A 13035-nucleotide genomic window follows, 5' to 3' on the forward strand; every position below is an offset into this window, starting at 1 on the left:
TTAGCTTTTTTGCAAAGAGATTTTTATTCATTGTATTTTAGAACTTCGTTTGAGGTTAGGGGGAGCGTGGGAAATCGACAAGAGAAAGGCATAGTGAAGCGCAAAGAAAAAAGTCCTACAGTTTTTCAGGTTCTTAGGAGATATTGAGTTTACGTTTTCTTGGCGTGATTTTCAATTTTCCGATATTGCGTTCTGTGCAGGTGATAATTTCTATATCGAAATTTTCGTGATGGATCCGCATCCCTTTTTGGGGAACAGCGCCCACTTTATGGAAGACGTGTCCTCCTAGTGTATCGTAGCTATTTTCGTGATCTATTTTCAAATTGAAGTATTCTTCGGCATCGGAGATGTTCATTCTTCCATCTACGATCCAGGAGCTTCCGATTTTTTTATAAGGAGTATCTTCTTGTGCGTCATGTTCATCTGCAATTTCTCCTATAATTTCTTCGATAATATCTTCCATGGTAGCAATGCCTTCTGTGAAGCCGTATTCATTGACTATGATGGCGAGATGGCGATGTTTTTGTCGGAATTCTTGGAGAAGAGAGGCGGCTTTTTTAATTTCTGGGGCATAGAATGGGGGTTTTGCTACTGAGGATATCGGTTGGCTGAGATCATGACTGGTTGTGTAGAGTAACAACAGATCTTTAACAAGAAGGACTCCTGTGATGTTGTCTAAGTTTTTTTTATAAACAGGAACGCGACTATAGCCCTCTTCGCTCACCAGTAGAAGAGCTTCTTGTAGTGTAGTTTCTTCAGGAAGTGCGAAAATATCTACTTTTGGGATCATGACTTCACGGACAATGAGGTTATCAAAAGCAGAAAGGGTTTCAGAGAGCTGACTTTGAAATGATATTGAAGATCGTACTTGTTGATGGGGATTGCGTCTGTAAAACAGGAGCTGCAAGGGAAAGAGGCAGAGTTGCAATACCGAAGCCACAAAGCGTAGGTGCGCTGTACTTTCTTTAGGAATTTTTATAGATAGCCATGCAGGTAGGAACCCATAGGCTATAGGGGCGCTTAGAGAGTATAGGGGCCAAAATACGATGTCTTTATAGGGAGTTTTTGATGGGAGTATGGTGTAGATTTTAGTGCCGAGAGCTCCATAGAAGATGCAGAGAAGAGTGGCAAGAATTGTGGGAGCGCTGGGGAATGAGGGGTATTCCCCCTTCTCTTTGAAGAAACGTTGGTTTAAGGTTTTTAGAAATTTTGAGGATCCGTGACAAGACTGTTGAGTCAGCCCGAAAGCTAGGAAAAGGAGAAGACAGAATATGGCTAAAAGAATGTAGAGCATGTTAAGCTGTTAGCAAAGCATGTTTTTTTCTTAACATACACAGGATTTGATTTTCTTTAACTCTCATTTTTCTCTTTTCCTCTGATGTACTGTCATTATATCCGAGCATATGGAGAATAGAATGGATGAGGTATCTAGAAATTTCCTCGTAGATTTCTTCATGTGTTGGCAACGTATTCTCTAAAAATCTAAGAGCTGCCTGTGGGTTGATGAACGCTTCTCCTAAAACATGGGGATAGGCTGCAGATCCTACAGCATCGATAGGTAGAGTGATCGTATCTGTTAAATAAGGATCTCCAAATACCTCATCATGAAGTTTTGCAAGAGCTTTATCTTCTAGAAAGTAGACAAATATTTCATTTGTTACTACTTGCAAGTGGCTTAAGAGCGTAAGAACCAGTTTCTCTACGGAAACCAAATTAATAGATATACCTGTTTGCTCGTTGGAAACATGTACTTTGATTTTGTCCTGCATCAAACGATTGAAATTCCTACACAGAGAACAACAAACTTATTTTAAAATGGGGGTCTTAGGTAAACCTGTGACTTTTTTTGCTGTGCTATCGTTCCAACGGCCCAACTTACGCAAGACTTCTACTCGCTCAAAACGTTTTAGAACATTTCTTTTGGTAACCCCTTTCACAGATTTACCATAACTACGATGTCGAGACATAATTCTACTCTAGAAATTAACCTATTTTTGGGATAAAAACACTATCACTGCTCAACGCATTGGCATGCATTTTATATGCAATTCTTGGAGCTGGCGCTGGATGCACAATGGCATACTTAGGTTTGCGTTTTTTAGGACTTTTTGCCCTGCGCCGAGCTTGTTTACTCATTCGTGTCATAAATAACTCGATATTGAATTTTTTAATTTCTCCAGACAACGGAAATTGAGGATACGGAGTACTTTATAAGAAAAAGAATAGTAAAAGAAGAGTTTTTTTTCAAGAAGATGACGTGTTTTAGGTGCCTTGATCTTCGTGTAGCCCATCGGGGAGGGGAGAAGAGGGGCACGCCATAGGAGTTGAGAGTACGCCACAGGAGATGATATATTTGAAAGCATCTTCGATTTTCATATCTAGGAATACGATTTCAGATCTTCTAAAGAGGGTAAGAAACCCTGAAGTAGGGTTGGGTGTTGTTGGGATGAAAACAGTAACGAGGGGATCATCTTCTTTTTGTCCTGTGCAGCATACTGTTGGTGCGTCTCCAGCGACGAGACCAATGCAATGAGTGTTTGCGTTTGGGAAAGGAACCATAACTACCTGTTTGAAGGAGCCCGATTTGGATCCAAATATGGTGGTCATGACTTGCTGAGCGGCCTTATATACTGTCTTGATGATGGGAATGCGGTGTAAGATTTTGTCGTAGATAGAAAGTACGGACTTAAAAATCATAATTCTTGTCAGAAAGCCTAAGAGAACTGTGGCGAAGAAGAGGCCAAAGAGTAGGATGATTTGCAAGACGAATTTTAAAAGAGCTCTATGTTTAGTGTAGAAACTGAATTTTTCAAAGAATTCCGAGGCCAAGCCGACAAAGGGTTGGGTAAGAAAGTTCATGATCATAGTAACAATAGCAATGGTAATTGCTAGAGGAAGGAGAATGATGAGTCCTGTAATAAAATATTTTTTCATGATTCTCCTACAGAATGCGAGGAAATGAGCGTTTGTTTCTTTACTATACAGAGCTTAGGATTATTTAAGATAAAACTTTTATCCCGAATATTCTGGAGATAGGAGGAATCTCCATGGAACATCGCGATATTCTTCGGCATAATCGATGCCGATTCGAGGAGTTGCTGTTAGAGTTCCAGAGATTTTTTCTTTGCTGATATACAGGCCTAGGGTATTTAGACGTTGCATATTATTTTTCAAAGAGATTCCCAGAGCTTGGCATACTTTCCCTGGTCCATTCGTGAGAAGGTGTTGGGGTTTATTTTCCCATTGGCGGCGCTGGATCATAAGCTCTTTGCCTTGATCAGGAAGGAGAGCGCGGATGAGGACAGCGTGGGGAATTTCCTCAGGTCCCGTGACCACATTAAATAAGTGATGCATGCCATAGCAGCGATAGATGTAGGCAGCGCCTCCTTTCTGGTACATGGCTGCGTTTCTGTGAGTTTTTCTATAGTTATAGGCGTGGCAGGCTTTGTCATCAGGACCACGATAAGCTTCGGTTTCTATAATGTATCCCGAAAGAATCTGACCATCAATTGTTGTGATGAGTTTATGTCCCAAAAGCTTTTGAGCTAGTGTAATCACATCCTCGGATATGAAAAAATTTTCCTGCAGCACGTTAAGAAGTTCTTTTTTTCGTTCCTTTTTTCTTGGAAGATGTTTTTTTTACTTTCTTAGGACTATCGTCTGCGGTTGTTACTATAGACCAAACAATTTTTTGCGTGAGAAGATCCACCGAATTGACAGTTACTTTTATGGAAGCTCCAGGTTTCATTTTATCTGGCAGCGACTCCAGAAGAGCGTTGTTTTTTAGTAGGGCGTATTCTTTAGGGAGTTCTGCTGCTGGAATGAATCCTTCGTGGCAGAATTCTGTCACTACAAACGAGAGTCCTTCGTGATTTGCGGTGATGATATAAGCATGGTATGTAGTTTTAGGTTGTTCTTGCAAAAATTTATTTATGAACCGAGTTTTTTTGAGGTTTTCAAAAGAATGTTCAGCTTTTGCAGAGACTCTTTCTTTTGTAGAGCATGCTCTTACGATGAGCTCAAGGTGCGTTTGGTCTATAGATAGAGGATTGAAGAGAAGCCTGTGAACAATAAGGTCGATGTATCTACGTATCGGGCTAGTAAAGTGGGTGTAATAGTCGAGCTTGAGTCCGTAGTGGCCTTTATTTTCTGTAGAGTAAGAGGCTGTTTTCATACTTCGGACAAACTGCGAATGTAAAACTTGTTCTAAGGGATGGCCTGCCGATGTTGTTTGCAAAAGATATTGATAATCAGGCTCTTGTGTAGGAGTCAAAGTGATGTCAAATCCCATGTTTTTAGCAAGTTCTTGGAAGGCAAGTAGGTTTTCATCGTTGGGAGGCTCGTGACTACGAAAGGGAAGACGCACCCCTTGATGGGAGATATGATAGGCGACCACTTCATTTGCTTTGAGCATAAATTCTTCAATGAGCTTATGGGAGAAGGTCTGGCGATTTTCTATCAGAGCTACGGGTTCTTGAAGATTATCTAGAGACATAGTGAATGAGGGAAGGACAAAGCGAATGCAGCCACGCTCTTCACGGATATCGGAGAACTTTTTACTTAAAGTCGCCATCTCATAGAGGGTTTTTGAAAGGGGATGGGCCTGTTTCTTTTCAAGGATGTTATCGACCTCGTCATAAGTCATACGATATTTACTTCGAATGACACTACGGAGGATTTGGTAATCTGAGAGATGACCTGATTTTGTAAAAGTCATAAATACAGATACAGCGAGTCTGTCTATGTTAGGCTTTAAGCTACAGAGATTATCGGAGAGAGCTGATGGCAACATGGGAACGACTTTCCCAGGGAAATACGTAGAATTGCAGCGTTTGGCGGCTTCTTTATCTAAGTGAGAGTGTGGTGTAACGTAGTGGGAGACATCAGCAATGTGTACACCGAGAATGTAATTGTTATTATGATCGTAGGTGAGAGAGATAGCGTCATCGAAGTCTTTGGCTGTTGAGGAGTCTATGGTGAAACAAAGGAGATCACGAAGATCTTTGCGTGAGTGGAGAGCTTGGGTAATATGTTTTTGAGAGAAAAGACTTGTTTCTTGGATGACTTCTGGAGGGAATTCTTCAGCTAGGTTATACTCGGCTTGAATTGCCAAGAAATCTGCTTTAGCATTCGTGATATGGCCGATAAACGCGAGCATTTGTAGGGGAGGGGGAGCTCCTTCTTGAGGTTTATCTGTCCAGGGGGGCGTGCTGAGAAGAATGCGATCACCGATTTTATACGTTTGTTCGGGGAGGAGTTCTACAGGAACTAGCGATTGAGACCCCGCCATGCTTGTATAGGCAAGAGCTGATGTGGCGCTGACTAATGAGGTTATCGTTCCTACTAGGGTAGTTTTCCCTCTTGAGAGCACTTCGGTGATCATGCCTTTGATTTTCTGTCCGTCTCTTGCATAGGGAAAAATGGAGACAATGACGTGATCACCATCCAGAGCTCCTCGTAAATCTCGAGCGGGGACAAAAATGTCAAAGGGATATTCTTCGGGGTTGTCGGGAGAAACAAAACCGAAACCTTTTTTAGCGTGAACAAATAGGGTTCCTGGAATGAAAACTTTCAAGAACTTACCGTTTGTTCTTCTCCCTGGTTTTCTTTGTGGTTTTTTCAACAATTGGACTCCGCCTGTAATTTTAAGACATTGAACGAGAAATCCCGTAGTTTCACTCGTGAAATGAGTGCCTCAACAAAATTTTCCCTCTACATGGGTTTTGTTATTGTGAAGGATGCAGTCTCAAATTCAAAGCCAATTGTACTAAAGAAGCCCTGTTATTGCAACTCCTTGATCAGCGAATAATTGAATAGAATGCGACTATTTTTTGTTTATAAGGAAGTCTCCCATCCTCACAGGAGGATGGGAGTAGAGAAACTTAGATTGAAAATTTTAGTTATTTATCGTTGTTATCAACAATTTCTACGTCAGCATCTTCGATGTGGTCTTCTGAAGAACCGCTATTTGAAGGAGGTTTTGTACTAAAACTATGTTTTTTCAAATCTTCTGTATTGATGTTAGGTCCACTTTTAGCGTTGGCTGCCGATGCAGCTGCTGCTGAGGCAGACTGCGATTGCATGGACTCTCCAATTTTTTGCATATGCTTACTCAGCTCTTCAGTAACCTCTTTAATTTTTTCAATAGGAGCCTCATCTTTGAGTGCTGTACGCACGTTTTCGATTCGCTCTTCGATTTCTGTAACTAAAGTTTCAGGAATTTGTTCCTTGTAATCTTTAATAGCTTTTTCGGCTCTGAAGATCATGCTGTCAGCTTCATTTTTAGCATCTGAAGCTTCTCGGCGTTTCTTGTCTTCTTCCTTATTAATTTCTGCATCCCGAACCATTCTTTGGATTTCCTCTTCTTGAAGTCCTGAGCTTGCTTCGATACGGATTTTTTGTTCTTTACCACTTGCGACATCTTTAGCTGAAACATGGAGGATGCCGTTCGCATCGATATCGAAAGAGACTTCGATCTGGGGATGGCCTCGAGGCGCAGGGGGAATATCAGTAAGATCGAATCTTCCGATTTCTTTGTTATCCTTAGCCATGGGGCGTTCTCCCTGGAGAACTACGATGGTTACAGCAGGCTGGTTGTCGGCAGCGGTAGAGAAAATTTGTTTTTTCTGCGTAGGGATTGTGGTATTTCTCTCTACCAGAGGAGTCATCACTCCTCCAAGAGTTTCGATGCCCAAAGATAGGGGGATGACGTCTAGAAGAAGAACATCTTTAACTTCTCCTCCAAGAACGCCGCCTTGAATTGCAGCTCCAATAGCAACAACTTCATCGGGATTGACTCCTTTATTGGGTTCTTTGTTGAAAAGTTCTTTTACAGTTTCTTGAACCGCGGGCATTCTTGACATACCGCCGACCAAAAGAACGTCATCGATATCTTTAGCGGAAAGCTTTGCATCGCTTAGTGCTTTGATGCATGGAGATTTTGTTCTTTCAATTAGAGAAGCTGCCAGCTTTTCGAATTGCGCACGTGTGAGTGTCAATGCAAGGTGTTTAGGGCCTTGTGCATCCATAGTGATGAACGGCTGGTTAATTTCTGTCGAAGAGACTCCAGAAAGTTCTATTTTTGCTTTCTCGGCGGCATCTTTAAGTCTTTGTAAGGCCATATTATCTTTGCTAAGATCAATGCCTTCTTGTTTTTTGAATTCTTCGATCATCCATTTGATGATGACTTCATCAAAGTCGTCTCCACCAAGGTGAGTATCTCCGTTTGTCGATAGAACTTCAAAGACGCCATCACCGATTTCGAGAATCGAGATATCAAAAGTTCCTCCGCCAAGGTCAAAGACGGCAATTTTTTTATCACCGACTTTATCAATCCCGTAAGCAAGAGCCGCTGCGGTAGGTTCGGGAATAATACGTTTAACATCTAGACCTGCAATGTGCCCCGCATCCTTTGTGGATGCTCTTTGAGAATCATTGAAGTAGGCTGGTACGGTAATAACAGCTTCTGTGACAGTTTCTCCTAGATAGGCTTCTGCTGTTTCTTTCATTTTCATCAAGATTTGTGCGCCAATTTCTTCTGGAGTATATTGTGTGCCATCAATGTCGAAAACGGCATCGCCTTTAGATCCAGAAGCAACTTTGTAAGGAACGGTTTGGATTTCTGAAGCAACCTCAGAATACTTACGACCAATAAAGCGTTTTGTAGATCCAAGAGTTTTTTCTGGGTTTGTCACGGCTTGACGTTTTGCTGGAATTCCCACCAATTTCTCGTTGCCTTTGAAGGCAACTATTGATGGAGTGGTTCTTGATCCTTCGGATGACGTAATTACTTTGGCTTGGCCTCCTTCCATAACAGATACGCAGGAGTTTGTTGTGCCTAAGTCTATACCTATAATTTTGCTTGATTTTTTGTATTCACTCATGTTTGGTACCTAATGTCTAGGGGTTATTCTATTCTTTATTTTCTTTGGGATTAGGAGCTTTAGCGACTTTAACTTTGGCCACTCGAATAGGGCGTTCTCCTATTTTATATCCCTTTGCAAACTCTTCTAAAATGGTCCCCTCAGGAACTTCAGAAGTCTCTTCTGTTTCCACCGCTTCGTGTAGGAAGGGGTTAAACCTTTGACCTATTGAAGAATATTCAATAATACCTTTTTCCTCGAAGATTTGTTTGAATTGGTTGAGAATCATGTTGAATCCGAGGGCCCAATTTTTCACATCGTCAGACATTTGTGTGGCAAATCCGAGGGCTTTCTCCATGCTTTCTATCGGATTTAGGAAGTCTAACAAAGTGTTTTCTAAAGCATATTGCATCAGTTCTTGGCGTTCTTTTTGTAAGCGTTTTCTAGAATTTTCAGATTCTGCTAAGGCCATAAGATACTTATCATTTTTTTCTTGCAATTCGGTTTTTAGGGTGACGATTTCTTGTTGTAAATGTTCAACTTCATTTTTGTTTTGAACATTACTTTCGCTTAGTACCTCATTCTCAGGTGGGGTGTCTGTCATAACGTCTCCTTAGAGGGTAATAGTTTTATAGAAGAGTACTCTGTCCTTAAAATAGGCTCATTCGAAAGCTTAGAGTTAGAGGAGCGAGGTCTTCTGAAGGATAGTTTAAATTTGTAAAAACTCTGTGTCAGAGTTTCATTTATTTTATTAGCAAATAGTTTAAGCAAAGGAATAGCTTCTTTATAAGGAAGATTGATTGGGCCTAAGACACCTAAAGCTCCTAACGGAGAGCGATTCATGTAATAAGGGATAGTAATTACAGAACATCCTGAATTAAAAGTTCCTAAGATATCTGAGAGCTCCTTCCCTATAAATGCTGTAGTCTTTCCTTTACGCATTCCTATATTTAGAAGTTCGCACATTTGTCTGCGGTTTTCAAAAAGAGCTAGGCCTAGGGCTAGGATTTCTGGATCCTTGAATGCTTCATATTTCAGTAGTTTGGACATCCCTGTTTGATAGAGGTCTTCTTCACTAAAGTTACAGTAGCGCGTGAGGTAACGGACAACAACCTCATTATAGAGAGACATGCTCAGGTGTTCTTCTTTTTCTGAAAGTTCTTCATTGGAAGGAAGTTTTCGGATGTAGCTTTGTAGGAATTTTTCTATACGTTTAATAGAAAGAGTGTCGAAAGCTTCAGGTAACCAGAGAGTGTCCGTGAAGATCTGACCAAACTCAGTAGATAGGATGATTACCGATCTTTGTTTGTCCACCTGGGTAATTTGAATATTTGTTACTGCATCGTTTTCAAATCGCGGGGAAGAAAAAAAAGAGGGTAAGTCAAGAGTTTCCCCAAGAAGTTCGATGGCTTTTTGTAGATCCTTGATAATATTGCGGCTTTCCTTAGGCAGTTGGTTAATCTTATCAAAAACAGGAGCAGGAATCTCAGTCTCGGGGGATTCTTCTTGGTGATCTACGTAGTGACGTAGTCCTAGGTCTGTGGGGATTCTCCCTCCTGAAGTATGATTTTTCTTTAGAAAGCCTTGGGTTTCGAGCTCTGCAAAGTAATTTCTTATGGTTGCTGTGCTCAAATCAGAACAAAAACTCTCTTTTAAAGTTTTAGATCCCACGGGCTGACCTGTTTTTAAATACAGCTCTGTTGTTGCAAAGAGGATATCAAGAATTTTTAAATCGCGCTTTGAGACTTTGGATCTGGCCATCTCGAGTCCTACGAGAACAATCATAACTGAGAGCATTATAGGAAAAGGAGGTCAGAAGGTCAAGGAAATTTAGCACTCGAGCGCGATGAATGCTAAATTCAATTTCTTTACAGAAGATCGCAAATCGAGACCTAGACTAGGTGATCTTGACACCAAGCAAGGAAAGTCTCTGGGGAAACGGTATACTTATTTCCAGATCGTGATTCGATTTCGAATATTCCTGAAGATTGGTAGGACTTACCTAAAATAAGCTTATAGGGAATACCAATAAGATCACTGTCTTTAAGTTTAAATCCGAGTCTTTCGTCACGATCATCAAGAAGAGGCTCATAGCCTTGAGCTTTTAGATCATTATAAAGAGTTTCGGCAAGCTCTTGGGATGGGCCGTCCCCTCCATTAAAAGCAATAGTGATAGAGAAGGGAGCTAGGGCTTTTGGCCAAACAATACCGCGGTCATCAGCAAGCTGTTCAACACAAGCAGCTAGTGTTCTGCCGACCCCGATACCGTAGGTCCCCATCCAGCACAATTGGGTTTTCCCATGTTCATCTTGGAAGGCAACCTTAAAACTTTTAGTGTAGCTTGTGCCAAGGTTGAAAATATGAGCAACTTCGATCCCTTGATAAATGCGGTAGGGCGTGCCAGGATTTTCTGGACAACCATCTCCTTCTTCAGCCATTAGAAAGTCAGCATATTGAGGGCGAGGGAGGTCGCGATCCCAATTTACATTTACATAGTGTTTATCCTTAATATTGCCTGCACAAATAAAGTTAGTCATAGGAGAAGTCGTTTCATCTGAGAAAAAATCTAAAGGACAGTTTAGAGGACCAATGAATCCTTTTTCTATACCTAGAACGCGCTTGATTTCTTCATCAGAGGCTAGGGCAATACCATCGGCATTAAGCGTAGAAGCTACTTTAACTAGGTTCACTTGCCGATCACCTCTCATTCCAATAGCTATAAATTTTTCTTGGTTTGGGTAGGTGAGTTTTACAATAAGGGTTTTTAAAATTTTATGTAGGGGGATAGAGAAAAAGTTTCCTAGAGACTCTATTGTCGCAATTCCTGGGGTGGCAACCTCTTCAATAGGAAGAAAATCACGATCATATACGTACTGTGGAGGAATGGAAACGGCAGCCTCAATATTGGCTCCATACGAACCGCTTACGCAGATAGTATCTTCACCTAGAGAGCAGAGAACTTGAAATTCCTCCGACTTTCCTTTACCTATTTTTCCTCCATCAGCTTGAACGATGACATAATCAAGACCGAGACGATTAAAAATCTTGCTGTAAGCAGAGCGAAGTTTTTCATATTGCTCGTTCATTTGTTGAGGAGAGTCTGAGAATGTATAACTGTCTTCCATAAGGAGTTCTCGCGAGCGAATGAGACCGAATCGAGGGCGAATCTCATCCCGGAATTTTGTAGCAATTTGGTAAAGGTGTAGGGGTAATTGCCTTTTTGCGGAAAGCCATTGCGCAACAAAAGAGCTGATTACTTCTTCATGGGTAGGAGCTAAGCAATGAGGCTTTTCTTCGCGGTCTATGAGGGTATAGAGAAGTCCTTCAGAAGCAAAGGCTTGCCATCTTCCTGTATGTTGCCAAAGTTCCGCGCTTTGGAGAAGGGGGAGTAGAAGTTCCTGACCGCCAATAGTGTTCAGCTCTTCTCTAATAATGTTCATCATCTTTGAGACAACACGCCATAGAAGAGGTGTATAGGCGTAGACTCCTTTACCTACTTTAAATAAGTATCCTGCCTTTTCTAGCAGTTCATTTGAAAGAACGGCGGCATTTTTATTGGCATTTTTTGAAGTCTTATAAAAGAGTTGGGAAGTTTTCATAGAGCAGAGTTTTTTGTCTTCAGAATGATTGATCGCCAAGGGTCTGTATATATAAAGGTTACAGGCTTTTGAGATTTTATATCGAGAGTCTTTTGAGCTAGTGGCTTTGGTTTAGCTATGAAGAAAGCATCTTAACACAGGGATTTTTCTAGATCAATGGTTTGCGTTGAGTTCTTAACTTAACAGAGGGGATAAGGTTTATTGATTATTTAAATTTGATTGTTATTTTGTTTAAAAATTTAATAATTAATTTATAATTAAGTCTATATTTATTCGTGTTTTTAATTTTAATATTATGTCGTCAGTAAATCAAACACCTGGAGCCCCGACTCCACCAGAAAAACTACCTCGTTCTAAGGATACAGAGAAAAGTGCAGGTGTCTCGCCTGGAGATGACAGTCAAGGCACTTCTGCTGTGGCTCTTCCTATAGTCACTGCACTTAGTGTTCCTGAAGGGATTGGGGCTACATCCGCGGAGGTAGTGAATAGCACAATGGGAGAAATCGTAGCCGAGACTTCTTCTAACACTATATTTTCTGAACAACTTACCTCACTTGTAGAGCGTGTCCAGGGTCTTTTACAGGATCTCGATAGTGTCCAGGGACTTGTCAATGAAGTTGCTTCTGAACTAAGTGCCTGTTTTCCTTCAAGGGCAGGGGCAAGTAGAAGTAAAGAAGAGAGTCCTCGAAGTACTGAGGGTGCATCTTTAGAGAGACTCGAATCGCTGCGTAAGGATTACGAGACTCTTCTAAGATATGTTCGTTCATTTGAGAAGCGTTCCAGGCTTAGTTTAAGTCTGTTAACAGATTTGCATCATAAATTACAGGGAACCAGTCGCGAAGATCTGAACCTGTTGTTTGCAGATTCCAAAGTTGTTCTTGACCAGCTAGAATTCTTGGGGCTTGAGCTGAACGCTAGAGAAGAGCACTGGAATCTTAATTTTGAAAAAGGGCTTCCAAGTATTGTGCTGACTTCTACAGATTTGCTTCTCAAGGTTGAAAAAATGGAGATCCCTACTCTAGAGGAATTCCAGGCTATGAAGCAAAGTGAGGTTCCTGGTTCTCAGGATAGTAGCACTCCTGAGGGTAGCTTGTCTTGTTGCGAACGGCTTCTGAACGAATTGCGTCGCCTTTGGGCTACTTTTGTAGGTTTTATTTCGAGCTGCTACGATAATATTACTTTTGTTTTGATGTGGATAGCGAGACGGCTGGGTCTTTTGCCTGGATCCAGATCTTCACCAACCCTTAATCCCGATGCTTCTCAGGAACAACAATCTGCTGCTGCGGATCGTTCTAGTTCCAAGAAAGTAGACGGATCTCGCCGAAGCGACGTGTCTGAAGAAGATGGGATTTTAAGACCTGATGCGGATTCTTCAAGCCCCGAATCTTTACACAGGGATCGCCGTAATCAAACCCGCGCAACAGATAGGGGGCAGCAGGGCAATCTTAGTGAAGGTGAAGGAGGGACAGTCTTATAATAAAGCCAGATCTCCTGAGAAGAAAAAACCCCTAATCAGAATAGATAGATTTTACTTTCTAGTCCTGTTTTTGTAGTTAAGATTGCGGTTGTTTGTT

12 protein-coding genes are annotated in these 13035 nt (G+C 41.3%); 1 reads left to right on the top strand and 11 read right to left on the bottom strand.

The annotated features are described in order from the left end of the window. Positions 1-133 precede the first annotated feature (133 nt). The 11 genes from CMV32_RS03945 to CMV32_RS03995 form a co-directional block, all read right to left on the bottom strand. Positions 134-1294: a transporter associated domain-containing protein gene (locus CMV32_RS03945; RefSeq protein WP_100934615.1), complete on the bottom strand. Its 1161-nt coding sequence runs from the start codon at positions 1292-1294 to the stop codon at positions 134-136. 1 nt (position 1295) lies between these two features. Then, positions 1296-1769 (bottom strand): rRNA maturation RNase YbeY, encoded by a 474-nt coding sequence (gene ybeY, locus CMV32_RS03950; RefSeq protein ID WP_420807403.1) that lies wholly within the window; start codon positions 1767-1769, stop codon positions 1296-1298. 36 nt (positions 1770-1805) lie between these two features. Continuing rightward, positions 1806-1967 carry a small basic protein gene (locus CMV32_RS03955; RefSeq protein ID WP_010883146.1) on the bottom strand — a complete coding sequence of 54 codons (162 nt, stop codon included), beginning with the start codon at positions 1965-1967 and terminating at the stop codon, positions 1806-1808. Between the two features lie 16 nt (positions 1968-1983). Continuing rightward, positions 1984-2145 carry a hypothetical protein gene (locus CMV32_RS05615; RefSeq protein ID WP_100934617.1) on the bottom strand — a complete coding sequence of 54 codons (162 nt, stop codon included), beginning with the start codon at positions 2143-2145 and terminating at the stop codon, positions 1984-1986. Positions 2146-2262: 117 nt separating this feature from the next. Continuing rightward, positions 2263-2934 (bottom strand): DUF502 domain-containing protein, encoded by a 672-nt coding sequence (locus CMV32_RS03965; RefSeq protein ID WP_100934618.1) that lies wholly within the window; start codon positions 2932-2934, stop codon positions 2263-2265. A 78-nt stretch (positions 2935-3012) separates the two neighbouring features. After that, complete coding sequence (locus CMV32_RS03970; RefSeq protein WP_100934619.1) at positions 3013-3591, bottom strand: DNA-3-methyladenine glycosylase; 579 nt, start codon at positions 3589-3591, stop codon at positions 3013-3015. A 1-nt stretch (position 3592) separates the two neighbouring features. Further along, positions 3593-5623, bottom strand: coding sequence for a ribonuclease R family protein (locus CMV32_RS03975; protein WP_420807404.1), 2031 nt, complete (start codon positions 5621-5623; stop codon positions 3593-3595). Between the two features lie 277 nt (positions 5624-5900). Beyond that, the gene (gene dnaK / locus CMV32_RS03980) at positions 5901-7883 is read right to left on the bottom strand and encodes a molecular chaperone DnaK (RefSeq protein ID WP_100934621.1); all 1983 of its coding nucleotides are present in this window, start codon (positions 7881-7883) and stop codon (positions 5901-5903) included. A 28-nt stretch (positions 7884-7911) separates the two neighbouring features. Continuing rightward, positions 7912-8466 (bottom strand): nucleotide exchange factor GrpE, encoded by a 555-nt coding sequence (locus CMV32_RS03985; RefSeq protein ID WP_100934622.1) that lies wholly within the window; start codon positions 8464-8466, stop codon positions 7912-7914. Continuing rightward, positions 8463-9659, bottom strand: coding sequence for a heat-inducible transcriptional repressor HrcA (gene hrcA, locus CMV32_RS03990; RefSeq protein ID WP_100934623.1), 1197 nt, complete (start codon positions 9657-9659; stop codon positions 8463-8465). Before hrcA ends, CMV32_RS03985 begins: the two co-directional genes overlap by 4 nt. 95 nt (positions 9660-9754) lie before the next feature. Next, positions 9755-11461: a proline--tRNA ligase gene (locus tag CMV32_RS03995; protein WP_100934624.1), complete on the bottom strand. Its 1707-nt coding sequence runs from the start codon at positions 11459-11461 to the stop codon at positions 9755-9757. A 295-nt stretch (positions 11462-11756) separates the two neighbouring features. Between CMV32_RS03995 and CMV32_RS04000 the strand changes: the two genes are divergently transcribed. Then, positions 11757-12938 (top strand): CT392 family protein, encoded by a 1182-nt coding sequence (locus tag CMV32_RS04000; RefSeq protein WP_239923149.1) that lies wholly within the window; start codon positions 11757-11759, stop codon positions 12936-12938. Positions 12939-13035 lie beyond the last annotated feature (97 nt).

Origin of the sequence: Candidatus Chlamydia corallus (assembly GCF_002817655.1) — a bacterium.
Lineage (GTDB): Bacteria > Chlamydiota > Chlamydiia > Chlamydiales > Chlamydiaceae > Chlamydia > Chlamydia corallus.